Origin of the sequence: Ehrlichia minasensis (genome assembly GCF_004181775.1) — a bacterium.
Taxonomy (GTDB): Bacteria; Pseudomonadota; Alphaproteobacteria; order Rickettsiales; family Anaplasmataceae; genus Ehrlichia; species Ehrlichia minasensis.
The window spans coordinates 101,784-128,337 of the sequence record NZ_QOHL01000001.1; the positions used below are offsets into that span (position 1 = coordinate 101,784).

General features: G+C 28.4%; 21 protein-coding genes. 16 read left to right on the forward strand and 5 right to left on the reverse strand.

Translation table 11 applies throughout. The features are described from left to right. Nucleotides 1-32 precede the first annotated feature (32 nt). From DRF75_RS00440 to carA, 4 genes are all read right to left on the reverse strand, one after another. Nucleotides 33-632, reverse strand: a complete 600-nt coding sequence (locus DRF75_RS00440; protein WP_045171427.1) for a DUF2460 domain-containing protein — start codon at nt 630-632, stop codon at nt 33-35. Between the two features lie 901 nt (nt 633-1,533). Next, on the reverse strand, nt 1,534-1,995 hold the full coding sequence (dut, locus tag DRF75_RS00445) for a dUTP diphosphatase (protein WP_082020020.1): 462 nt from the start codon (nt 1,993-1,995) through the stop codon (nt 1,534-1,536). A 146-nt stretch (nt 1,996-2,141) separates the two neighbouring features. Beyond that, nucleotides 2,142-3,101 (reverse strand): 4-hydroxy-3-methylbut-2-enyl diphosphate reductase, encoded by a 960-nt coding sequence (gene ispH / locus DRF75_RS00450; protein ID WP_045171432.1) that lies wholly within the window; start codon nt 3,099-3,101, stop codon nt 2,142-2,144. Nucleotides 3,102-3,402: 301 nt separating this feature from the next. Continuing rightward, nucleotides 3,403-4,518: a glutamine-hydrolyzing carbamoyl-phosphate synthase small subunit gene (carA, locus tag DRF75_RS00455; RefSeq protein ID WP_045171425.1), complete on the reverse strand. Its 1,116-nt coding sequence runs from the start codon at nt 4,516-4,518 to the stop codon at nt 3,403-3,405. 221 nt (nt 4,519-4,739) lie between these two features. Between carA and der the strand changes: the two genes are divergently transcribed. Beyond that, complete coding sequence (der, locus tag DRF75_RS00460; RefSeq protein WP_129992477.1) at nt 4,740-6,059, forward strand: ribosome biogenesis GTPase Der; 1,320 nt, start codon at nt 4,740-4,742, stop codon at nt 6,057-6,059. A gap of 478 nt (nt 6,060-6,537) precedes the next feature. On the opposite strand, the gene gpmI is transcribed toward der, so the two are convergent. Then, complete coding sequence (gene gpmI, locus DRF75_RS00465; protein WP_045171423.1) at nt 6,538-8,043, reverse strand: 2,3-bisphosphoglycerate-independent phosphoglycerate mutase; 1,506 nt, start codon at nt 8,041-8,043, stop codon at nt 6,538-6,540. A gap of 645 nt (nt 8,044-8,688) precedes the next feature. Between gpmI and DRF75_RS00470 the strand changes: the two genes are divergently transcribed. From DRF75_RS00470 to DRF75_RS00540, 15 genes are all read left to right on the forward strand, one after another. Continuing rightward, nucleotides 8,689-9,798, forward strand: a complete 1,110-nt coding sequence (locus DRF75_RS00470; RefSeq protein WP_235424736.1) for a PQQ-binding-like beta-propeller repeat protein — start codon at nt 8,689-8,691, stop codon at nt 9,796-9,798. Nucleotides 9,799-9,821: 23 nt separating this feature from the next. Next, nucleotides 9,822-11,219: a dihydrolipoyl dehydrogenase gene (gene lpdA, locus DRF75_RS00475; protein WP_045171421.1), complete on the forward strand. Its 1,398-nt coding sequence runs from the start codon at nt 9,822-9,824 to the stop codon at nt 11,217-11,219. Between the two features lie 31 nt (nt 11,220-11,250). After that, nucleotides 11,251-12,315, forward strand: a complete 1,065-nt coding sequence (locus DRF75_RS00480) for an efflux RND transporter periplasmic adaptor subunit (RefSeq protein WP_045171420.1) — start codon at nt 11,251-11,253, stop codon at nt 12,313-12,315. A 102-nt stretch (nt 12,316-12,417) separates the two neighbouring features. Continuing rightward, complete coding sequence (gene infA / locus DRF75_RS00485) at nt 12,418-12,666, forward strand: translation initiation factor IF-1 (RefSeq protein ID WP_011304633.1); 249 nt, start codon at nt 12,418-12,420, stop codon at nt 12,664-12,666. Beyond that, on the forward strand, nt 12,659-13,237 hold the full coding sequence (locus tag DRF75_RS00490) for a Maf family nucleotide pyrophosphatase (protein ID WP_045171419.1): 579 nt from the start codon (nt 12,659-12,661) through the stop codon (nt 13,235-13,237). The genes infA and DRF75_RS00490 overlap by 8 nt, the downstream gene beginning before the upstream one ends. A gap of 740 nt (nt 13,238-13,977) precedes the next feature. Next, entirely contained in the window at nt 13,978-14,850 is an 873-nt protein-coding gene (rpsB, locus tag DRF75_RS00495) for a 30S ribosomal protein S2 (protein ID WP_045171418.1), read from the forward strand. Next, complete coding sequence (tsf, locus tag DRF75_RS00500) at nt 14,840-15,706, forward strand: translation elongation factor Ts (RefSeq protein ID WP_045171417.1); 867 nt, start codon at nt 14,840-14,842, stop codon at nt 15,704-15,706. Before rpsB ends, tsf begins: the two co-directional genes overlap by 11 nt. Before the next feature lie 318 nt (nt 15,707-16,024). Next, entirely contained in the window at nt 16,025-16,387 is a 363-nt protein-coding gene (locus DRF75_RS00505; RefSeq protein WP_045171416.1) for an Mth938-like domain-containing protein, read from the forward strand. 6 nt (nt 16,388-16,393) lie between these two features. Beyond that, nucleotides 16,394-17,197 (forward strand): metal ABC transporter permease, encoded by an 804-nt coding sequence (locus tag DRF75_RS00510; protein ID WP_045171415.1) that lies wholly within the window; start codon nt 16,394-16,396, stop codon nt 17,195-17,197. Nucleotides 17,198-17,287: 90 nt separating this feature from the next. Further along, nucleotides 17,288-18,166 (forward strand): hypothetical protein, encoded by an 879-nt coding sequence (locus DRF75_RS00515; RefSeq protein WP_045171414.1) that lies wholly within the window; start codon nt 17,288-17,290, stop codon nt 18,164-18,166. Between the two features lie 454 nt (nt 18,167-18,620). Continuing rightward, a complete protein-coding gene (gene petA, locus DRF75_RS00520; protein WP_045171413.1) occupies nt 18,621-19,184 on the forward strand; it encodes a ubiquinol-cytochrome c reductase iron-sulfur subunit in 564 nt (187 codons plus the stop codon). 25 nt (nt 19,185-19,209) lie between these two features. After that, complete coding sequence (locus tag DRF75_RS00525) at nt 19,210-20,436, forward strand: cytochrome b (RefSeq protein ID WP_045171412.1); 1,227 nt, start codon at nt 19,210-19,212, stop codon at nt 20,434-20,436. Further along, nucleotides 20,436-21,188: a cytochrome c1 gene (locus DRF75_RS00530; protein ID WP_129992478.1), complete on the forward strand. Its 753-nt coding sequence runs from the start codon at nt 20,436-20,438 to the stop codon at nt 21,186-21,188. Before DRF75_RS00525 ends, DRF75_RS00530 begins: the two co-directional genes overlap by 1 nt. A 421-nt stretch (nt 21,189-21,609) precedes the next feature. Next, complete coding sequence (locus DRF75_RS00535) at nt 21,610-23,226, forward strand: porin (RefSeq protein ID WP_129992479.1); 1,617 nt, start codon at nt 21,610-21,612, stop codon at nt 23,224-23,226. Between the two features lie 1,237 nt (nt 23,227-24,463). After that, entirely contained in the window at nt 24,464-26,464 is a 2,001-nt protein-coding gene (locus tag DRF75_RS00540) for an ECH_0525 family surface protein Esp73 (protein ID WP_129992480.1), read from the forward strand. Nucleotides 26,465-26,554: the final 90 nt, after the last annotated feature.

Consider the following 26,554-nt stretch of genomic DNA (forward strand, 5'->3'; position numbering starts at 1 on the left):
TGCTGAAATATGTATTTAGTAATCTTATATATCTAAGTTTTTATTTCTATAAGTGCAATATTATTGCAATTGTGCTCATTGTAATTATCTATAGAATATGGTAGATAATCTGAATCGAATCTTACAGGGACATCAAATTCATAGTCTGCGTATATTATTACTCCATTATGTGGTGGAGTATTAAATTCTATTTGGCCGTTGGAAAAGTTTACAGAAAATCCATCAACTTTTTCAATATTATCATAATATATTTTTACTGTATTAATGACTGGTTTTGTAATTTTACGTATATATGAATGTTGATCAATACTGTATGTTTTTGTGATTTGAAAATTTTTTTGTTTGTCGTTTCCTATTCCTATTTGTTCTTTTTTTGCTTTGTAATCTGACCAATCTTTAAAACGAAATCCAATAGCTTTACCTCTATGCACATAGAAGAATTTAATTAGTTTTAGTAGTTGATCTTCTGATTTTACATTGTACATTATATTGTATTTATTGCGTGAATATGATAAATTTACTTTTCGATATTCACTACCGTTGTTTGTTTGTACAATACTTGTTGAAAATTCTGGTCCTCCAGTTGATCCATAAGAAATATCTTCTGGAAATCTTATTTCATGGAATGTCATTGTTTATTACTCGTTATATAAAATGTGTTTTATGGTGTTAACAGCTAATTAGATATTTAAAGTCAGTTTACTATGGAATTAAAAATATACTTTTTATACTAATATGAATATTATGCTAGAAATAATTATATACTTATATTGGCATTTATGTAACCATATTGTGTTGAATATATTGATGGTATGTAGATATAATGTTAGTACACTTTTTCAATGGTGTAGTTTAAGGCCTTTTGTTAGATATGAGATTTGAAGTCGTTAGATTTATAAATATTAATGTAGGATGATAATTACTTTTGTACCAAGTATTGTTATTACGAGTTGAATATTGTACACGTAATATTAGAGAGTTTGATCAGTGATTTAAAATCTAACTTTGAATGTTATGTTAAACTCTCTAGTGATAGTGTGTAAAGTTTTATGTGGTTTGTAATGTTAGGATGATAATTACTTTTATACCAAGTTACAAATTAAAATGTTGTGCACGTAATGTTGTGTAGGATGTAAAAAACTATATTCATGATAGTAGATTTATACTGAATGTTATTGTTGTGTAATGTGTATTTTAGATGTTATGAATATAATATTAATGTACTTTTAGTCAGTAACTTGAAATCTGGTTTTTAAGTATAAAATTTTTAGAGATAGAATATAGAATCAGTAGAGTCAGAAATCATTATGTGAAGGTAATATATGTTTTTGCAAAGTATTGGTATAGCTTTAGTGTCTTTTAATCAATGTCTGAGAGTCTAGTTTTTGGAGTATTAGAATTAGATTTGTGATGTAACGTTAAGAGAATAGTTATTTTTACACCAAACTTTATTATTGTGCTAGACATTATTAATAATAGTGAAGAATTAAAATCAAGTAAATACAATTTACCAGCAATTTATATGTGCAAAATTTATATGCCTGTTGATCCAAACCCTTGATCACCACGTTTTGTGATATCATCGTCTAAATCCTTAACAAGATTCCATGAAGCATGTATTACTGGTGCTATTACCATTTGTGCTATTCTGTCACCGTATTTGATAGTATATGTCTCATGTCCAAGGTTAATTAAAATAACTTTAATTTCTCCACGGTAATCAGCATCTATAGTTCCTGGAGTGTTGAGTACAGTAATGCCAAATTTAAGTGCTAATCCAGATCTCGGCCTTACCTGAGCTTCATATCCATTAGGGACAGAAATTGCAATACCAGTATTAATACAAGCTCTGCAACCTGGTTCAAGTGTGACGTCTGGTGTCATTGCGGAATATAGATCCATACCAGAACTATCCTCTGTTGAGTAAGATGGAAGTGGAAGGTTATTATTATTTAACTTGATAACCTTGATCAGAATATCTGTATTGTTCTTCATGGATTTTTCCTTTATATCTTAATGTTATTAAATAATCATAACTTTATCATGAATTGTATATATAATAAATATTGTAATTTTTCTCATATTAAATTTTTAATACATTAAAATATTGATTTTACTCTATAGTAGTATGAAATATAGTTCTATTGTTTATATTTTCTTAGTTGTTTTGGTATATTGAAAGCAATATTTTCTTTGGCGATTTCTAAGTTTGATAACTTGATGTTTAGGTGTTGTTTGAGTGAGTTTATAACTTCTGTTATTAATATTTCTGGAGCTGATGCTCCTGCAGTTATCCCAATTTTTTCTACATCTTGTAGAAGATTGAAATCAATTTCTTTGTGGGAATCTATTAAAAAAGCAGAGGTTTTTAATTTAGCTAGTTCTTTGAGACGATTTGAATTTGAACTGTTTTTACTCCCTAATATAAACATAATATCTACTAGTTCTGATAATTGTTTTACAGCATTTTGCCTATTTTGAGTAGCATAACATATATCTTTTAAATCTGGTCCTTTAATATTAGGAAATTTTTGTTTTAACTTATTAATTATTTCTTTTGTATCATCTACACTCAAAGTAGTTTGTGTTGCGTATGCAAGTTTATTTGGGTTTATAACTTTTATATTATCAATATCTGATACGGTTTGTACTAACAGTACAGGTGTTGTTATTTGTCCGATAGTTCCTTCTATTTCGCGATGCCCTTTATGACCAATCAATATTATTTGGTATCCTTCTTTATCGTAAGCCTGTACTTCCTTATGTACTTTGGTGACTAGTGGACATGTTGCATTTATTATCTCTAGATTACGTAGTTGTGCAAAGTGTTCTATTTCTTTTGAAACCCCATGTGCACTATATATGAGTATTGATCCATCTTCAGCTTGATCTAATGTATCTATAAAAAGTACACCACTTTCTTTTAAAGAATTAATGATGTACTGATTGTGTACAATTTCATGTAATACATAAACTTTTCTGTTATTGCTATGATATTTTACAGCTAATTCTACAGTTTCTATTGCTCTAGATACTCCTGCACAGAACCCTCTTGGATTTGCAAGAATGACTTCTACATTTTTTTTTGGATTTTGATGCATTACATACCTGTCATTTACCCTGTACATTAGTGACAAATATTACAACATATGGAGTATTGTAAGTAAAGTATGGAATACATATAAATGTTGTTATGATTTGATATTTATCCATATAAAGTGATGCATTGCTAAATTAGTAAAATGTGTTGTTATATTTTAAAACAATTAGATTTATTAATCTTTATAAAAAAGTAAGCTGATATTCAGATGTTAAAGTATAAAACTTGAATACGTTTATGAAATTTAACAATATTTAATTATTTAGATTCTATGTGAGTTTATAGAATTTTTAAAAGAGCTTTTAATTATTTTCTTTTATTAAATTGATAAAGTTATCAAATATATAACTTGAATCATTCGGTCCAGGATTTCCTTCTGGATGATATTGTACTGAAATTATTGGATAGCCATCTACTTGAATACCTTCTATTGTATTATCGAATAATGACCTATGTGTTATCTGAGCATTTGTAGGAAGTGAATCTTCATTGACAACAAACCCGTGATTTTGGCTTGTGATTTCTATATTATTGTTAATTTTATTATAAACAGGATGGTTACTGCCTCTATGTCCAAATAGCATTTTAGTAATTTTTGCTCCTATTGCTAATGAAATGAGTTGGTGTCCTAAGCATATAGCAAGTACTGGTATTTTAGACTCTATTAATGTTTTAATTTGTTTAATAATGCTTTCAGAAAATGCAGATGGATCACCTGGCCCGTTTGATAGTACTATGCCTTGTGGTTTTAATGATAATACTTTTTGTGATAAGTTGTCTTCATTTCCTGAAATTATGTGAATTTTACACCCTAGTTTAGATAAAGCATATAATATACCTGATTTTACTCCGAAATTAACTACAACTATATTATAGAGTTGGGAGTTGTAATCTATTCTTTTGTAATTATTTTTAAATTTTATAGTTAAACAATGTTCTGTGTAATTGTATTTAGAAGCTTGTTTTTGTAATTCTGGTAAATTTATTAAATTGATATCATCAAAGTGGTGTATTACTCCATTTTGTGATCCGTTATTACGCAAATGACATGTCAATGCCCTGGTATCAATTTCAGAGATTCCAGTTAAGTTATTTTGTATCATCCAGTGTTCTAAGTTTGAATAAGATCTTGAATGAGAATCTTCTGATATTGTTTTTACTATAATTCCATGGGTTAATATATTGTGATTTTCAAAATCTTTATTATTTATTCCAACATTACCAATGTGGGGGAAAGTAAAAGTAATAATTTGTCCTGCAAATGATGGATCAGTAATAGTATGTTGGTATCCTGTCATTGATGTGGTAAAGCATACTTCTCCAACTGTTGGTATTCTATTTCCTATTGATTTTCCAAAAAAATGCTTTCCATCTGATAATACGAGAACAGCATTGTAGTAACTTGTTAATTGAGACATTTTTTCTTAATAAAGCCAACAAACCCTGGAAATTATATAGCAAATTCTTTGAAAGTTAACTATATAATTTACTTTCATGAGATTTATTGAATTGACATTTTTATTAATTATCTAATAAATGTTGATTTTTATATATTTGGTAATATGTCAGACGTAATCTATTCAATACTTGTATTTGATGTACATCTGTGCAATATTTATAAAAAATATAGAATTTTTGTATGTTAAAAGTAGCTATAGTTGGGTTACCTAATGTTGGGAAATCTACTATTTTTAATAGGTTAACTAATCAAAAATCTGCAATTGTTAGCAATACTCCTAATTTGACAAGAGATAGAAGAGAAGGGAACGCTGATTTATGTGGCTTGAAGTTTAAGGTTGTTGATACTGGTGGAGTAGATAGTACAATAAAGTTATCTGCACTAGTATTAGGTCAGGTAAAATTGGCTATAGAAGGATGCGATATTGTATTTTTTGTTGTTGATGCTAAGGTTGAGCAAGATAATAAGAATCTGGAATTTGCAAAATATTTAAGAAAGAATACACAGAAACCTGTGATATTAGTTGCAAATAAATGTGAAAGTCAAAAAAAATGTTACACTGTAGATTATTTAGGACATTTTGATTTTATAGGTCCAGTTTATATTTCTGCGGAACACAATTTAGGTTTGATTGATTTATATGAGATTTTACTACCATTTGTTGAAGTGTATGATTTAGAGATTGTAAAATCAAATAACATTAGGCTTTCTATTGTTGGTAGACCAAATGCTGGTAAATCAACTTTTGTTAATAGTTTGCTTGGTGAAAGTAGAATGATTGTAAGTCCTGAAGCTGGCACAACTAGAGATCCTATAGATATAGAGTATCAATATAAAGATCAAATGTTTACATTGATTGATACTGCAGGTATGCGTAAGAAAGCAAAGGTAATTGAAGAAATAGAGGTAACGTCTGTTCACAAGGCTATTGAATCAATTAATCGATCAGATGTTGTAGTTTTAATTATAGATTCTGTTTATGGTATAGAACAGCAGGATTTATCGATTGCTGATCTTGCAATACAAAAAGGTAAAGCTCTTATTGTTGCTTTAAATAAGTGGGATATGGTTGCTAGGAAAGATAGGTCTGAGTTATTGAAAGATATTTGTGATTATAATAAGTTAAACTTTGAAGTTCCAATTGTGGAAATTTCTGCACTAAAAAATATTAACTGTAATAAAATTATTGATAAGAGCATAGAGCTTTATAAATATCTAACAATGCGTATTAGTACTCCCATGCTTAATAAATGGTTGAAGTTGGCTGTGGATTATCATAAACCTCCATTATTTCATGGTAAAGTAGTGAAACTAAAGTATATTACTCAGGTCAGAGTGATGCCTCCAACTTTTGTTATAGTTGTTAACAATTTAAATGCCATTGACCTAACTTATCAACAATATTTAATGAAAAGTTTAAGGAGACACTTTTCTATCAGTGAAATTCCAATAAAATTAAACTTGAAAAAAAATAAAAATCCATATGACAGTAAAAGTTAGCATTTTTGTTTATTGTATTTGGTGATATTTATATGAGCTTGGTACAAAATGTTGGTAGGTAATTTGGTAAAATACTTTTTTATGTTAGTAAAGTTAAATGTGAAAAAAAATCTACAAATTGGAATTTTTGTTTGTTGTATTGAACTCTATTTAATTGGTAGAAATGTTTAGTATGTAATTCGATAGAATACTTTGTAACCTTATGATTATTGCATCATGTCACATGACATATAAGAAAAAAAATTCATAACAGATTTCTGATTAAGGTTATCAAGTTAAGCAGTAATAATCTTCTATCTTATTCTACAAATAATGGTTTTTGTTTACTAATATGATTGTAAAAAAATTGAATTTTAGAAAGAACAAAAACTAATGATTCTTATTTTTTAAGATATAAACTTATGTTAAGTCATTGATATATAAGAAAACACTTTTTTGTAGTTTTTTGTCTTATTTTTTTATAGAAGATTGACTTGTATTATATCTGTTCAATCAGTGAAACACCTGTCATTTCTTTTGGTTTTGCTAAGTTCAGTATTTCTAGAATTGTTGGTGCTACATCGCATAATCTTCCATTTTTTAATCTGATTTTTTTATTGTAGTTACATATTATAAATGGAACAGGATTTAATGTATGTGCTGTATATGGCATATTATTTTTTACGTCGAACATTTCTTCTGCATTTCCATGGTCAGAAGTAATTACTAATACATAGTTAGTGCTTTGTATACAGTTTAATATTTTACTTAAGCATTGATCAATTGTTGTTATAGCTTGTTTTGTTGCGTCTATGTTTCCAGTATGTCCTACCATGTCAGCATTTGCATAATTTACAATAATTAGGGAATATTTTTGTAATTTTATTTTTTCAATTATTATGTCAGTAACTTTTTTTGCAGACATCTCTGGTGTTAGATTGTAAGTAGCTACAGTGGGTGATGGAATTATGATTCTATCTTCATTTTCAAACATATCTTCTTTTCCACCATTAAAAAAAAAGGTTACATGTGCGTACTTTTCTGTTTCTGCAATCCTTAGTTGATGTAATTGATTATTTGCTATAACTTCTCCTAGTGTATTTGTAATGTTATTGTTTGGAAATAAGCATGGTATGTTGATTTTATCTGAATATTTGACCATGCCTATTGTGTTCTCTAATGTTATATGGTTGTCAGTTTTAATATCTCCTATAATCATTTTAATAATTTGTATTACTCGATCACTTCTAAAATTTGTCATAATGAAGCCATCTTGTGGTTTCATACCTTGATAATTTCCAATGATGCATGGTAATATGAATTCATCTGTGATACCAATATTATAACTGTCTTGTACAGCTGTTAATGGATCTTCGTAACGTTTGGCATTTGCAAATGCTATAGTATTATATGCTTTTGTTGTGCGATCTAACCTATTATCACGATCCATTGCGTAGTAGCGACCGCTTAGTGTTGAGATATTGACGTTATTTAAATGTTTGATGTGTTCACATAAAATACTGATATATTTGATAGCTGATATTGGTGGAGTGTCACGCCCATCTAGAAATATGTGAACTGCTACTTGTATTTGAAAGTCAGATAATATGTTAATTATATCTAACATATGTGTATAAGATGAGTGTACTCCCCCATCAGATAATAGGCCAGCTATATGACATATGCCATTGTTTTTCTTTATTTTATTGATGAATTCTAATAGATAAATGTTATCTTTAATGTGTTTTATCTCATTGTTTATTTTACATAAGTCTTGTAAGACAATTCTACCACTTCCTAAGTTAATGTGTCCAACTTCTGAATTTCCTATTTGTCCATCTGGAAGACCTACAGCTGATCCATGAGTAGTTAAGTGACTTTTTGGGTACTGTAGTATTATATTATCCCAACATGGTTTGTAGGCTTGAGCGATAGCATTAAACTGGTTATTTTCACTATTACCCCATCCATCTAATATACATAAAATTACAGAATGATTGGTCATAAATTTAATGAACTGTTTCACTATCATGTTTATATCATATTTGTTAATATATAGTAGATATATTTTAAAAATTGATGGATATTTATACTTGATATGTTTTTGTATTGCATTTACAAAACTTTTGTAAATTAATATTGTTGATACAAAGTTATTGGGTTTTTATCGATGAAATCATGATAATATGTGGTGCTTGAATAATCTGAGTTTAATACCTGAAAATCTATAGTATTTTTAATTTGTTGTATGATTGATAATTCTAAATGTTATTGAAGAATTTAAAATAGTATGAAATGTAGTGTTAAATTTAATATTTATATAGAATTTTGATTTTTTAGATGGATAGTTAATATAACACACTTTAATTTTCTGAGATAGTCATTATTTTAACCGCATTTGATTGAAAATTATTTTTTAGATATGCAATATTTAATATATTTATATATTAGAAATATAAAACTGATTTTAATATCAAGGTATAGAATTTATAAATAATAATATTATTTGCAGTACGTGTGTAATGGATACACAAAGTAGTTGATTTCTTTGTATAAGTAATATAGTTAGTTTAGTAATGTAATAATTTTTGATATATAAATGATAAAATCCGGTATTGTAACTTTAATTGTTCTTGTCTTGCTATATCCTATGTTGATATTGGCAGGTGGAGTAGTGCAAGAACATAGTCTTTATGATGTTGAAATGTCTGATAATTCTGGTAATAGTCATGGTGAAGATGTTGCTGTTCTTGCTAGTAAATTAAGTAACAGAGATGTAATTTCTTTAAAGATGCATCAAGGTGTAATGCCTGTATTCGTTAATGATAGGATTATATTTTTAACCAGGAGTGGTATTCTGCATTCTATAGATAGTAAAAATTTTGAAAAGTGTTACTGGAAGTTAGAATTTTCAAAATACAGTAAAATGTATAGAGCTAATATATTATATTCTGAAAATATGATATTTTATGTTGTAGATGATAGTATATATGGTATAGATTTTGAAACTGGAGAAATAAAATGGCAAAAAGGATTAAGTAGCGTAATTGCTGGATCTCCTATAATTGTTGATGGTAATTTGATAGTTGTTACTGTAGATAATAACTTGTCGTCTTTTAATATATTTAACGGCTCTTTACTGTGGAGCAGCCAGGAATCACTTCCTGAAGTAAAAAGCTATAGTTCTGCTTCTTCAGCATTGTATGGTAATACTGTAATATTCTCTTTTTCAAATGGGAAGGTTATTGCATTTAATTATTTAAGTGGTTTGAAAATTTGGGAAAGTAATATATCTGCAGCTAATATTGCTTTTTCTAATGGTGCTGCTTTGCAAGCAACAAATAGTACTGTGATTGCTGTTGATAAATTGCATAGTATATCAAATATTGATATTGAGTCTGGTAAAACCAGATGGTCAAAAGATTTAAAGGTTGAATATGTTTCTCAAATTGATAGAGGAAATATAGCAGCTATTATTGATAATAAACTTGTATTGTTGGATGTCAGTACAGGAGATTTTTTGTGGCAGTATGATTTATTGCAGCATGGCAAACTAAAAAACAAGTGGAGTACTCCTATTATAATAGGTGATGAAATTTTGGTTATATCCAATGATGGATGTATAGTGTATTTGGATTATAAATCCGGTACTTTAAAGATGGTAAATTATATATTATCGTCAGCTTATTATGTTCCAGTATTTCTTAACTCTTCAGTTTATATTGTAACAGATAAAGGTAAGGTAGTTATTTTTCATTAAAAGTAAATATTATGGTATGAATTATGCAAAATTATGATATTGTGGTTATTGGTGGTGGACCTGGAGGTTATAAATGTGCAATTAGAGCGTCTCAACTTGGATTAAAAGTTGCATGTGTAGATAAAAATAAGATTTTAGGTGGTACTTGTTTAAGAGTGGGTTGTATTCCTTCTAAGGCTTTGTTACATTTTTCCCATGAGTATTATCATTTGAAAAATGATTTATCTGAAGTTGGTATAACATTTGATAATTTAAATTTTGACTTGAGTAATATCATGTCTTTTAAAGATAAAAATATTGCTGAGTTAGGAAGTGGAATTGGTCAGTTGTTTTCTAGTTATAAAATTGATTATTTATGTGGTGTTGGAAAAATACAAGCTGTAAATTCTAATAATTTTGTTGTTGCTATAAATGGGGATAATGGTGAGCAACAGGTAACGAGCAAAAATATAGTCATTGCTACTGGATCTGATGTATCTAGTTTTCCTGGTATTACTATTGATGAAGAAAAAATAGTATCTTCTACTGCAGCTTTGTCTTTTAAAGAGCCACCGAAGAGATTAGTTGTTATAGGGGCTGGAGCTATAGGATTAGAAATGTCATCTGTGTGGAGTAGATTTGGTTCTGAGGTTACTGTTGTTGAATTTTTAGATAAAATTGCTCCTAGTATGGATGGTGATATTAGTAAAGCTCTGCTTACAAGCTTAAAAAAGCAATGTATTAATTTTAAGTTATCTACTAAAGTTGTTTCTATAGATAGGAAAGGAAGCAACTTGACTATACATCTTGAATCTGTAAAAGATGGTAAGTCTGAAGTAATAGAGGCAGATAAAGTTCTAGTATCCATTGGACGTGTTCCATATACTAAGGGGTTGATTGATAACGATTTAATAGAATGTGATTCTAAGGGTTTTATTAAGGTAAATAGTAGATATGAGACAAATATACCAGGTATATTTGCTATTGGTGATGTTATTGGTGGAGCAATGCTTGCACATAAGGCAGAAGAGGAAGGTATTGCTGTTGCAGAGTTGATTTCTGGTTATATTCCACATGTAGATTATGAAATTATTCCATCTGTTATATATACACATCCTGCTGTTGCATCTATTGGGAAAACAGAAGAGAATTTAAGGAATGCTAATTATAGCTATAGTGTTGGTAAATCTAATTTTTCTGCAAATGGTAGATCAAGAATTACAAATAATGCAGTTGGGTTTGTAAAGGTATTAACTTCTAAAGAAAATAATGCTATCTTAGGTGTTCATATCATTGGTGCTTATGCTGATACTATGATTAATGAAGCTGCTATTGCTATGGCTTATAGAGCATCCTCAGAAGATATATTTCGTATTTGTCATTCACATCCAGATGTTAATGAAGCATTTAGAGATGCATGTGAAGCAGCATTTTTAAAATAATTATCACATTGAAATATAGGGTTTAAATATTGTGTTACGTAAGCTATTAAAGTTGAAGTTACAATATAAGATAGCGTTGTGTATTTTGTTGTTGGCTGTTTTCTGGATTGGTAGTGGAGTATTTAAGAAGAGTGTTCATGTAGAACAGGATGTGTTGCATAATAACACTCCTAATGTTCGGGTAATAGAGTCTAATGCCCAGGAAAAGTTAGTATATTTATCTTTGATAGGTGAAGTAGAAGCTTTCCATCATGTAAATATTATATCAGAAGTTGCTGGTAAAGTATCAGATATTTTAGTAAAAGATGGTGATTATATTACAAAGGGTAATCTTTTAGTTAAGGTAGAAAAATATGAAAAAGAAGTGCAATTAAAGCAAGCTCAAGCTTTGTTAAGACAGAGGGAACTTGAATATAAAGCTTCGCAATCTTTAAATGAATATGGTTATAGATCTGAAATAAATGATGCATTGTCTTTTGCTGCTTTAGAATCAGCTAAAGCCGATGTTAAAAAAGCACAAATTAATTTAGATAGTACTGAAATAAGTGCTCCTTTTTCTGGATTTATAGATAAAATTAATGTTCAAGTTGGTGAGTTGCTATCTATTGGAATGTCAGTTGTACACTTAGTTGATTTTGATAAAATCAGAGTGGTTACTTATGTTCCAGAAAAGTATTTAAGTAAGTTGAAATTAGGTAGTATTTGTAAGATTTTAATTGCACAAGGTAAAGAAGTAGATGCTCCTATTACTTTTATTAGTAAAGTAATAAATAGTAGTACAAGAACTTATAGAGTTGAAATGATATTGGATAATGATGATTTGAAGATTTTTGCGCATGGAGCTGTTTATTCTGTGAAAATTCCATTAGGAAATTATAAAGCTCATAGAATCTCGTCTTCTGCTTTGGATTTGCAAGATAATGGAGATTTAGGTATTAAAGTAATTGTTGATGAGAAAGTAAAATTTATACCTATTGAAATTATTGATAGTGAATACAATGGAGATGTTTGGATTATAAACTCTCCTGATGATATTAAACTGATTACTTTAGGGCATGAGTATGTAAAAGAAAATACACATATTGAGTATGAGTAGTCATAGATTAAACTTGTACATTGTTTTATATTATAAAAATTATGTTGCAGGTTAGTGTTGTGTATTCTACAATGTAAAGAGTTTATTATTTGATAAAATGTAGTGGTAACAAAAGAAGGTATAATTGAAGCTGAAGGTATTGTAGTTAAGTTATTACGTGATGCAACTTTTATGGTAAAGCTCAATGATAATTACGAGATTATAGCACACGCTTCAGGGAAAATAAGAAAAAGTAAAATACGTATTTTAATGCATGATAGAGTATTAGTGGAAATTAGTACTTATGGTATTAATAAAGGTGAAGTAGGAAAAGGTAGGATTATTAGAAGATTAAAAATTACAGATGCTTAGATTTGATAGTTTGATATTAGCTTCTTCTTCAAAGCAGAGATTATCTTTACTAGAGCAAATTGGTGTGGTTCCTGGAGAAATAATATCTCCTGATATAGATGAAGTGATTTTAAAGAAGGAATTACCTAAGGCTTATTCACTACGTGTAGCTCAAGCAAAATGTGAAAAGGTGAAGTTATTACATCCTGATAAGTTTGTATTAAGTGCTGATACTGTTGTATGTTGTGGTAGGAGAATATTACCGAAAGCAGAAACAGAAGAACAAGCTCTTGAATGTATAAAATTAATATCAGGGCGTAGGCATAGGGTATATACTACTGTTTGTTTATATACTCCTCATGGGAAATTACATTGTAGGAATGTGGTGACAATAGTGAAATTTAAGAATTTATCTGTACAAGAGATAGATGCTTATATAGATTCTAGGCAATGGCAAGGAAAATCAGGGGCATGTAGTATACAAACTAATGCTGGTAAGTTTGTATTATCAATCAATGGTTCATATTCTTCAGTTATAGGTTTACCATTATATGAAACTTATTCAATTTTGAATCAATATTTTGCTATATAAGTACCTTAATTATAAATATTAAATTTTGGTAATTGAGTTATATAGTTATACGTGGTCTATTAGGTTACTTTTTTCTATATTGTATTTGCGGATCAAAGGTTTTTATAATTGGGAAAAAACCTTTGGATCAATATTTATTCTATGTAAGTAGCTTAACGTAAGCATTAAATTTTTTTGTTTGCATTGCTTTTTCTAGAGCATGCATGTATATCAAAGATTTTTTATAACTAAGTAAGCTGTTTTATCATTAATTTTGTATTTTAAAATATATTCATATTAAAAACAGTATTAAATATCCTTTAGATTTGTTTGCTAATTTATATTGTTTTACAACACTATAAAGTGTATTTCAGAGTATGAAAATCACATCTTTTTTTACTTATTGACTGCTTTTCAATCCACTTTGTTAAAATAGATAGTGTACTAGATCTCGTAAAGTTAATTTTCAATATTTACGCAACAGAATATTAGTATGTCAATTAGTTAATGCTAGTAATCTATTTTGAATTTATAACAATAAGTGTGTTTGTAATTATAATAAATTTCTTGCTAAGAATGGTAGCAATTGCTACCATGGTAAGCATTTGAATAATGATGACAATGGAAATGTTTTAGATATTTCTGTGTATTAAGTTATTTATTGGAATTGCATTTCACACATGATGTAACATAATGGTCCTGTTATACATTAGCAGGTAGTTGTCATGGAGGAGTAACTGTTATGAAATTAGAGGAATAAAATGGTTAATTTACCAAAATTTACAATGCGGGATTTAGTAGAATCTGGTGTTCACTTTGGTCATAAAGCAAGTAGATGGAATCCTAAGATGGCTCCATATATATATGGTGTACATAATGATATTCACATTATTAATCTGCAAAATACCGTAGTATTACTTAAGAATGCATTAAAAGCTTTATATGATGTAGTTCTTAAAAGAGGAAGAGTGTTATTTATCGGAACTAAAGTTCAAGCGTCTGCTATCATTGCTGATGAAGCAATACGTTGTGGACAGTATTATGTAAATAATAGATGGTTGGGAGGTATGTTAACAAATTGGGAAACTATCTCTTTATCAATAAAAAAACTAAGAGAATATGAAAAATTAATAGAGAATGTTGATAATCAATTTACAAAGAAGGAATTGTTACTTTTTGAGAAGAAAAGGGCAAAACTTGATAGGTCTATAGGAGGTATTTGTAATATGGGGGGATTGCCTCATGTCTTATTTGTAATTGATACGAATAAGGAACATATTGCAATTAAAGAGGCTAATAAATTGAATATTCCTGTAATAGCAGTGTTAGATACAAATTCTGATCCTACTGGTATAGATTATCCAATTCCTGGAAATGATGATGCTGTACGTTCAATTGATTTCTTCTGTAAGATTGTATCGGATACTATATTGGAAGCAATACGTTCTGATTTAGCTAAGTCTGGTATTAATGTTGATGGTATTAAAGATTTCTCGGTAGAGAAGAGAGATGATCTTTTAGGAACAAGTAATCGAGATAATAAGAATAATAAAAATAATGACAATAATGCTGCTGATAATGCTGCAAGTATTAAAGAAGAAGATCTTATAGGAGGAAGTAATAATGAAAATTGATATTAATGCAATAAAAAAATTACGCGATTTAACAGGTGCAGGTGTTGGTGATTGTAAAGAGGCATTAAGTTCTTGTGATGGTGATATAGAAAAAGCGAAAAATTATCTTAGGGAACAGGGAATTGCAAAGGCTTATAAGAAGTCTACTAAGAATGTGTCAGATGGATTAATAGCAATTCATGTTGATGGAAATCAAGGTGCAATTTTAGAGGTAAATTCAGAGACTGATTTTGTAGCTCGTAATGAAAAATTTCAGAAGTTAGTATTAAATCTTGTTTCGCTAGCTAATCAGTATGCTACTGAAAGTATAGATGATTTTTTAAAGCATGAATATATTAGTGGTACTAGTGTTCATGATGAAATAATGAATAACATTGCAATAATAGGGGAGAATATACATTTAAATAAAATAGGTTGCTTGTCTGTTAATAGTGGTGTTGTTATTGGATATGTTCATAATCCTGTAATCGATAATCTTGGTAAAATAGGGGCAATAGTTGCTTTGGAATCTAATGGTGATAGTGAAAAGTTAAAAGTACTTGCAAAACAAATAGCTATGCATATTGTTGCTGCAAAGCCAGAAGCGTTATCTCTCGATGTTTTAGATAAAGATCTTTTAAATAAAGAACGTGAAATAATAAAAAAGCAAGTTGATCAATTAAATAAGCCAGCAGCTGTAGCAGAGAAAATAATAGATGGTAGGATGGCTAAATTTTACCAAGATGTTGTTTTATTAGATCAAATTTTTATTATGGATAATCAGTTAACAATTTCTGAATTAATCAAAAGGAAAGAATCAGAGTTAGCAGCAACTATTAATCTTGTAGGATATAAACTGTTTGTTATTAATAGATAGTGATACTATTAAGGATAGTATTTTTATTAGATGAGGTATATGTAAAATAATTGAATAATAGATTTATTATGTATTATTAAATCCAGTATGTTTTGTTATATTATGTTGTAGATAGTCATTCTTACAGTATTGGATATATGTTATGCTTTATTAAGTGTGGAATTATATGTATATTTCAATTATAAAGTTGAAATAAGTTATAGGTGTTATACACTTGTTTTTATGATTGTAGAATATACATTAAGTTTATAAGATAGTTTTATATGTTTTTGTTAAGACATTAATTTATAAAATGAATTAATTATTATATGAGAAATTATGGATATTACACCAATTATTTGTCCTAATCAAAATGTTATTACTGGGTATGGTACTGGTCAGTTTTTGATAAATGATAATATCTATTTAGGTTCTCATATAATTTTCCCTAATAAAATTATTTCTTGTTTAAACCTTAGCATTTCTAATTTGGAAGATATAATTGAATTGTTAGATGAAACTTTAGATATAGTGTTGATTGGTACTGGTAAAAATCACATATTTTTACCTAACGCAGTAAAAAACAATTTTTTGAAACACGGTTTTAATATTGAGCATATGTCTACAGGAGCAGTTTGTCGTACATATAATATTCTATTGTATGAAGGTAGAAATGTTTGTGCAGCGTTAATATCGTTATAAGTTATTATGTTTTTTGAAATTGTTAATGAGTATTTTTTTGTTAATGGAATAGTTGCTATATTAATTGTGAGCTTAGTTACAGGGTCACTAGGGTCGTTTATGATATGGAAGAATCTTTCTTATCTGGGGGATAGTATTTCTCATGCATCTATTTTAGGTGTAGCTTTGGCTATTTTGTTAAACATTAGTATATCTAGTGGTATTTTATGTATTTCTGTTATTTTTGCACTACTGCTATCTTATAGTATGAATAAAATTTACTCTATAGATACTGTTTTAAGTATTGTTACTAATGTTATTATGTCTTTAGGAATGATATTGTTATCTTTTTTTCCTTCTGCAACTAGTAATATAATCCATTCATTATTTGGTGATGTACTAATGTTAAATAATAGAGATCTTATAATAATGGCTTTAGTATCTTTGGTAATTATTACTATTATTGTATATAGATGGAAATATTGGTTAATTATATCTATAAGTAATGATTTGTCTGCATCTGAAGGTGTAAATATAGGTTTTATAAAGTTGGAATTTTTGGTAATACTTTCCATTTTTATTGCTTTTGCAGCCCAATTAGTAGGAATATTGTTAATTACTGCTTTTTTAGTTATTCCTGCTGCAGCGGCAAGATTAATCTCAAAGACTCCGTTACAAATGATAATAATTTCTACAGTTATTTCTATATTTTCTGGTATTATAGGACTTTTATTATCTGAGAAATTTGATATTTTTCCTGGTCCTTTAATTATAATGGTGTCATTCCTGTTATTGTTATGTATGTACTGCATCAACAGATGTGTGAATTAGATATTTGTATATAAGTTTGAATATTTTTTATAGTTATATTAAAATAGTATGCTAAAATTAGCATAACTTTTAATAAATATAAAGAATAATATGCCATCTGCTAAAAAATTAATAACACGTGCTATTGGTTTAGTTATTGGTTCTTTATTACTGATATTTAGTTTTAATATATTAATGAGATGTTTTAGCAAGAAGGTCAATGCTATATGCTTGTGGGTGTGTTTATTGTTAAGTATTGGGATTACTGTTTTTTTTAAAATATATGGAGCTGATAAAACTTCACCAACATTTATTAATATTAAGATATATGGGATGTTAGTTGCAAATGCTTTGATTATGTTTTGTATTTCTAATCTAATACTGAAGAAAAGTAGTGAGTGTAATGTCAAATTGAGTAAACAAAATGAACGAATTTATTGTTTGAAAGTTAGTTTAGATAATTTGAAAATAGAACTTAATATTATTAAGAGGGAAATAGAATGGTATTTCACTAACCTATGTAATGATAATAAAATTTGTATTAATATCAAAAAAGAACATTTAATATCAACAAATAAAAAGTGCTATGATCTTAATTCATTATGTCAAACAGTAAAACTTATTACATTTGTTATAGCATTGTCAATATTTTTATACCAGTCCTTTTATAGTTGTATTAATCAAAAGTTTTTGTCAGCTGAGTTAAATATGTATTATGCTTTATTGCCATTGTTTTTTTTTATGTTTGTGGTAGATAAGTTAGCTGATTATTATTATGAATATATTAAGACTAATGCTGATGAAGATAATAAAAATATCATAGATTCTTTAAAGAATGAGTTGAGGATTAAAACAAAATTACGTGATAATTTACTGAAAGAAGTGTCAGCATATAATCGTACAATTAATGATGAAAGTTTGATAGGAGCAAGTGATTGTCAATTGAGTAGGCAGAAAGATAAAATATTAAAAATCTTAGGCAGAATATGAATTTGTGTGAGTAATGGAGAGTTATTTATGGATGGTGGGCATATGCATATAGTATCTTTAATTTAATTAAAATGCTTTTTATATTTAAAATTTTAATATATTGTATTATTAAATAATTATTATAATTCTTGATATAAAAGTAATTATTTGATAGTCTTGTGATTGTTGATGCTTTACTTTTTATCATAAATATTATATAGGTTTATTGTTGTGTGCATTGATTTGTAGCTGATTTTAATTCTTAATGGTGTGTTAAATATATTGATATGTTCTTTAAAATAAGATTTGTATATTTAGTTTGTATATGAAGGTTAAGGAGTAGTATAGCTTTGATATAGAAAATGGGTAATTAATTAATAAAATATGTTTGTATAACCTTATATTGCTTTTATAATGTTGGGCTAGTGTTATGACAATTTGATGTCATATGTATTTGTAATATTGAAGGGTAATTATGAGTAATGATGAGAATAAGTGCTCTGTTTTTAAGACAAAAGTTAAAAGGCGTGATTTTTTAGGTTTGACTACTTTATCTATGGCAGGTATTGGATTGTTTTCTTCAGTATACCCTTTAATAAAGTTTTTAAGTCCATCTGCAGAAGTAGTAGCGCAATCTACTATTGAAGTGAATTTGTCAGACATTAAAGAGGGAAAAACTAAAGTTGTAAAATGGCAGGGGAAGCCTGTTTTTATACGTAAACGTACAACACAGGAGATAGAAGAAGCTAGGTCTGTTAAAATGGATAGTCTAAAAGATCCACAATCTGATCAAGAACGTACTCATGTAGGAAGAGAAGAGTGGTTAGTGATGGTAGGTATTTGTACTCATTTGGGGTGTGTTCCAGTAGAAGTGGATGATGGAAAAAAAGGTTGGTATTGCCCTTGTCATGGTTCTAAATATGATACATCTGGTAGAATTGTTAGTGGACCTGCTCCACTTAATCTGCCTGTACCTGATTACTATTTTTCTAAAAAGGATGTTATTGTTATAGGTACGAAAGGGACTGATGTTGCATAAGTGTATAATTAAGAGGTATTAATTAATGTCTGAACATGACAATATGAAAAAGCCTGAAGGAAAGGGTATCCTAGCTTGGATAGAATACAGAATGCCAATTTGTGCTTTTTTAAAAGGGTTAGCTTCATATCAAGTTCCTAAAAATTTAAATTATGCATGGAATTTCGGTTCGCTTGCCGGTATTGCACTAATATTACAGATTATAACAGGTATATTTTTAGCAATGCATTATACTCCGCATGTTGCACATGCGTTTAATAGCGTTGAAAGAATAATGCGTGATGTTAATTATGGGTGGTTAATAAGGTATACTCATGCTGTTGGTGCTTCATTCTTTTTTATAGTTGTATATATACATATATTGCGTGGTTTGTATTATGGTTCATATAAGAGTCCTAGGGAATTAGTCTGGTTTATTGGTATTTTCATCTTTTTTGCGATGATGGCAACTGCATTTATGGGTTATGTGTTGCCTTGGGGTCAAATGAGCTTTTGGGGTGCAACAGTTATTACTAACTTATTTTCTGTAATACCTTTAGTTGGTCAAGATATTGTACAGTGGTTATGGGGTGGTTTTTCTGTTGACAATCCTACGTTAAATAGATTTTTTGCATTACATTATTTATTACCTTTTATTATATTAGCGCTTGCTTCTTTGCATGTTATAGCACTTCATAGATTTGGATCAGGTAATCCAAGTGGAGTAGAAGTAAAATCTAAAAAGGATACTATTCCAATATATCCATACTTTATTGTTAAAGATTGTATAACATTTGGTATATTTTTTATATTTTTATTTTTATTTGTATTTTATATTCCAAATTATTTAGGACATCCAGATAATTATATTGAAGCTGACCCTATGGTTACTCCTGCTCATATAGTTCCTGAGTGGTACTTTTTGCCTTTTTATGCTATGCTGCGTTCTATTCCTAATAAGTTATTAGGTGTAGTGACTATGATTGGTTCTATAATGGTATGGTTTTTATTGCCAATATTAGATAGATGCAAAGTTAAAAGTGGTAGTTACCGTCCAATTTTTAGAGTTTTTTATGTGTTGTTTGTATTAAATTTTTGTTTTTTAACTTGGCTTGGTGGGCAGGAAGTGAAGGAACCATTTGTAACACTTAGTAGATTATCTACATTGTATTATTTTTCATATTTTTTCATTGTGTTACCTATACTGTCTAAGTATGAAAAGCCAATTACACTTCCAAAGACTATAAGTGATGCAGTACCGGGGATGAAATAATGTTAATTAGATATCTTCTTGCAATTTTTTTTATTTGTATTTCATCTATGTGTGTTGCTGATGAATTTAAGCATGCATCTCCTAAAAAAATTAATTGGAAATTTAATGGTATATTAGGGGCATTTGATAGGCAATCTATACAGCGTGGTTATCAAGTATATAAGGAAGTATGTTCATCTTGTCATTCTATGAGAAGGATAGCATTTCGTAATCTACGTGATGTAGGATTTTCTGAAGATGAAGTAAAAGCTATTGCTGCGTCTTATCAAGTATCAGATGGTCCAAATGATAGTGGTGAGATGTTTGAACGTCCAGGTATACAGTCAGATTATTTTGTATCACCTTTCCCTAATAAGGAAGCTGCTAAAGCTGCCAATAAAGGTGCATTTCCACCTGATTTATCTTTGATGATTAAGGCAAGGCATAATGGTGCAAATTATGTATATTCTTTATTGACTGGCTATGAAAGCAGTGAACCTGATGAAGGTGGTTTATATACTAATCCTTATTTTAGTACTGGAAAAATATTAATGGCTCCTCCATTGTCTGATAATTTAGTTCAATACACAGATGGTACGGATTCTAAGATAGAAAACATGGCGTATGATATAGTCAATTTTCTTCAATGGGCTGCTGAGCCTGAAATGGAGGTACGTAAAAAGTTAGGAATTAAAGTTATTAGCTTCTTGTTGATACTCACAATTTTTGTCATATTAGTAAATAAGGGGCTATGGAAAAGCCTTTACAAATAATTCTTGTGTTATTTGTTATATAAGGTTTTGTCTGGCTTTCCTAAGTTTGTGTACGTGTACTTTTGATGTTTTTTATTTTTATATAAGTTCAATAATTTTAATAATACATCATTAATGTAATTTTGTGATTTCTGAATATTCACAAAAAGCATATGAAAAAGATAAAGGCACATATTGGTGTATTATATTAATTTATCTAAAGTTTCAAATCACTGTATGAATTTCTTGATATAAAATTGTCAATGTAAGATTTCTATGTGTTAAAACATAAAAAAATGCATTTTTTATTATATTTTGGAAAAATAATTTTTATTTTATTATTGATAATATATTTTTATGGATATATACTGACATATCATAATATTACTGCTGTTTTAGCAGTAGTGTAATTAGTGTAGTGTGTAACTAATTGGGTGTGTTTATGAAAAATCCCTTAATAATTTCTGCTTTAGCATCTTTATTAATGATGTGTTCTAACAGTGCTTTTTCTGATGAAATGTTAAATGATACGTCTGCAGTTGATAAGAATTGCGGATCAGAAATTGATATTGCAAATTGTAAGAAATTTATAGGTAATGTTAAAAAATGTGTTTTGTTGTCAGAAATGGATAGTGCGATAAAAAGGAGTAGTGGTGTTAAACTTGCTGGTAATGTGGTATCTTATGGTTGGTATTCAAGTGATTCTAGTAAAAGCACAAAGAAATTTTTGAATCATACTAGGCTTTTTGACGTGGATATTGGTGGTAATATTGAGAAGATTGGTACTAAACATGATGCGATATTAAGTGTGAGGGTTGAATCAAATCCAGATAAACGTGGAATTGTGTATGGCATACATTCTCAAGTTAATATTCCGAATGTAGCTGGAAGAAATTTTAATAAGCATGCTGCTTTTAATAGAGGATCAAAAGTATTTGCTAAAACTCCCTATGGTGACTTTTCAGTTGGATATCAAGAGGGTATGGAGTCAGTTATTAAATTAAATGCTTTTGATATAGCTGCTGGTGATAATTATAACATTTGGGCAAAGCATTTGAGGGGCATTGTTCATGAAAAAAAGGACGACCCAACTTATTTATTATACAATTTCAATTTTAATCCTGGGTTATATAGTGAAAGTGTTTTCCGTGATGATGATAATCTTGTTTTTAATGAATCAAATCATGATGCGTCATTTGGTATTATTACTAAAGATTTTGTGAATAATTTGCCGTTTAGATTATCTTATCAATCACAAAATTTTATGGGGTTAAAGTTTGGTATAAGCTATTCTCCTACTGGCTATAATCAACAATTATTTGAATTGCCAATAATTTTTGATAAAAGACTTGTCAGTGATGTGAAAAAGAAAGAGGATGGTGAATTAGACGTGACTAAAGAATATGCTCTTGTGTATGGTATAAATCGTCGAAGTAATGCTTCTAATGTAGGGATTGTTGGACCAATATATAAGAATATTATTAGTGGAGGTGTTTCTTATGCCTGTAATGTTAAAAATTTTAAGTTTAATACTTCTATTATAGGTGAATATGGTAATGAATATATCGATGACGATATTAGATTAGGTTATGCTATGTATTATGTTCATCAGCAATTAAGAGGAATATCGATTGGTTTTAATTTTAGTTATGATAATCTGAAGCTAGCAGGTGCATATGGAAATTTAAATGGTTCTGGACTTGTAAATAAAGTATGTTATAGTCATTACGGTACGCAAAATATTTGTCATGATAAATGGCAATTTTCTAAAAATACTAGTTACTATTGGAATATAGGTATTGCTTATCAACTTGAGCCTTTAAATTTTAGTGTTATTTACTTTGAAAGTAATAAACTTGGTAATAAGTTAAAAGATGTAGGTGTTGGGTTGCAATATAATATTTTAAAATATAATAGTTTTAAGAATAGTTTGTTTATTAATTATAATTATTATATTTTTAATCAAATGAATTATGCTAGTAGCAGTGTGCCTAATAAACCAACCGATTTAAGTGGTAAAGGATACGTATTACTCGCAGGTATTAAATCAGAGTTTTAAGCTTTTTTCTAGAGTGCAATATACATTATGTAAAATTATGATTTTTTAATTTGTATATTGTTGTCTAGTTTTAGTGAAGATTGTTAAGTATATGTTTCTTAATTCATAGGTAGAAGTAAGAGCGAAATATTGCAATATTAATAAGAGCTTTAAATTTTGTCTAGAGTACAATACACATTATTTAAAACTGTGATTTTTTAATTTATGTATTGTTGTCTAGTTTTGTTATTGATATATGTTTCTTAGTTTATGTGTATAAGATAAATGCAGAAAGCTAAAATAGTAAGTAAATATTTTTATTTAAGTGAGTTGTTATTTTTGTTGAATTTTAACTTCATGTTATTATCTAAGTTCTAAGTGTAAGTTATTATTACTTTACTTAGAAATTCTAAAATCAATTTACACTTCATCTTACTTTGATTTTTTGGCAAATTATACTCAATCTCTAAGTTAATTGTTGCAATGTATTTACACTTTTTTAAAATACCAAGTACTAATATGAGAAAGTGATACTGACATACTAAAGCTGCATCCAAATTAAGTATTAGAGATTTATAGCAATTATGATTGTATTAGCACTACTATTTTCAGTGTGATTTTTGAAACTTATGATACTTTATAAAACCAGAATACAGGTAAGCAGCAACGAGATTAACATTTTTATATTTAATATATGAACACATCTTATATGCTTTATTGTTATATATGTAATAAAGTAGATTTATTAGAGTAGTAGTGTAAAAATTGCAAACTGATTATATAAAATATGTCAATTTATTATTAGTTATGAATATGTTATTTCTTAACTTATTAAATAGTTGCTAGTGAAAAATATTATATAATCAAAATGTTAATATGATAATGTTTTCGTTATTAATTTTTTGAAATTGTTAAAAGTATGATGTACTAGTTAATATTAGCATAAATGAATATATATTAATAGTAGTCATAGCTTGCTAATATTGTTCAGTATTACACGTTATTATTAAGCTTACATTATTGTTAAGTATAAGAAAATTACTATGTGTGCCACTATCAGTTCTGTAATTTGATTGTTGTTATTAGTTATATGCTAATTTTGTAATGAATTTAATTATGTATATAAGTATTTTTCTATATTTTAATAATATTCTTTATAAATTTAAACTAAAACTTACTAAAAGTTGTATAAAATGTTTTGACTTATTATTTTTTGATGATTAGTATCTAATTTTACTTGGTAAAATGTGGTGTGGTTATGAAGTTAACTTTAGTATCTTCTGCTTTAGCTTCCTTTTTTGTGTTACTTGGGAGTAGTGCGTTTTCAGTGGATATACTAAGTGATGTCAACATTTTTAATCTTGATGCAAAGCAAGTTGATAAAGTCAATGAGAAAAATTTTTCTGATAAAAAGAATTTAGACAATAGAGAAAATAATTTAGTAAAAGTGGGTCGTGCTTTAGTTAGCGGGCAGGCTATATCTTATATGTGGGCTTCAGCAGATAAGTCTGATAATATTTTTGATATATCTGGTAATATGGATAATTATGGTATGAGTTATGATGCTATATTACGTTTAGGTGCTGAAATAAAGTCAGGTGATTCTGGTACAAAATATGGAGCAGATTTTCAAGTAGCCATACCTAGTGTTAAAGGAAGAAATTTTGAAAGAAAGGCTGCGTTAAATAGGGGATCTAGACTATTTGCTGCTACTCAATATGGTAATTTTTCAGTTGGGTATCAAGAGGGTGTAGAATCTATTATGAAGTTAGATTCTTCTAATATAATTGCAGGTGATGAAAGCAATAGTTGGACACAACATTTAAGAGGTGTATTGTCTGAAAAGAAGAATGCATTGGGTTATTCAATGTATCCATTTCTTTTTTCTGCTGGGTTGTACAGTGAAAATGTATTTAGGAATGATGATAACATTGATATTACAAATGGCAGTAAGGATTTTATTAATAATCTACCGTTAAGGATGTCATATCTATCTCCTAGTTTTATGGGGTTAAGGTTTGGTGTGAGTTACTCTCCTATTGGATATAAATTTGATTCTTTTTCTACAATGCTTGAGCAACATGTTATTAAAGAGATATCTGTTATGACTAAAATGCCTAAATTATCTGCAGATTTTCAGAATGCTGGTACTGTAGATTTAACTCAATTAATCAGTAAGTTGGAAGAAGGTGTTAATTTAGGTGAAAATTGTGAATTAGATATTGGTACTAGTGATAGATATTTGGAAATTGATTTGCCAAGGACTTCTGATATTCTGACTGATAATGAAGGAGTAAGGTGTCATGGTACAATTGATAATAGTCAAGCTCGAATCAATCATCTAAGTGATGTTGGGCAGTTTTCTTTTTATGTTGATTTGCAGGACAATACTAAAGCTAAAGTGCCATTTTCTAAATTGACGTTAAAAAATCCACAAGTTAGTTTTCAAAACTTGAGTAGCATTAATAAAAATCTTAATGTTGATCTAGGGACAATAAATATTAATGATTCAAGTAATGAAGATTGTAAGTCAAAATTGCGTCAACGTATTAAAGATGTGAAAGATAGTATATTATTTGGTACAAAATATGAGCATATATTCAGTGGCAGTATAGCTTATGATTATGATTTTCATGGTTTTAAGTTTAGTACTTCCGTTGTTGGTGAATATGCTCGTCCTAGGTTGTATTTTAATGCGAGTAATTATAATATTTATCCAGAAGGCTATAATTTACAAGGTGTATCTATTGGTTCTGTATTAAGTTACAAAAATGTCAATTTTGCTGCTGCTTATGGATACCTTGGACATTCTGGTTTTGTAAAATATTATAGTGTATTAAACGATGCGGCTAACACAACTACAGATAGTGTACAACCAGTTAATGATGTACGCAAGCTTTATGAAAGATCTAATACTTACTACTTAGATGCAGCTTTAGGATATCAATATCACTCTTATTACATTAGTGTTGGGTATTTTAAGAGTAGTAGAAGTGGAAATATATTACAAGATATTAATTTAGGGATTGAATATAATTTGTTGAAAAGTCAAAGTAAAATGAAGTGTAAGTTATTTGGGAATTACCACTACTATAAGTTTTCAGAAGTTTCTATTGTTAATGATAAAGTATGTTATCATAAAGAAGTGAAAGAACCTCAAACTACTTGTGCATGTAGGCTTGCTAAGCGTGAGTTTGAAGAAAAGAAAAAAAGTGGATTTGGTAATATATTTTTGGTTGGTGCTAAGTTAGAGTTTTAAATATTTTTTTCCTGTACATAGTTTGATTTTATTTTAAATTTTTGTTTACTATTAGGCTTGCTGTTGTTGTTATTCAAAGCATGGTGTCTT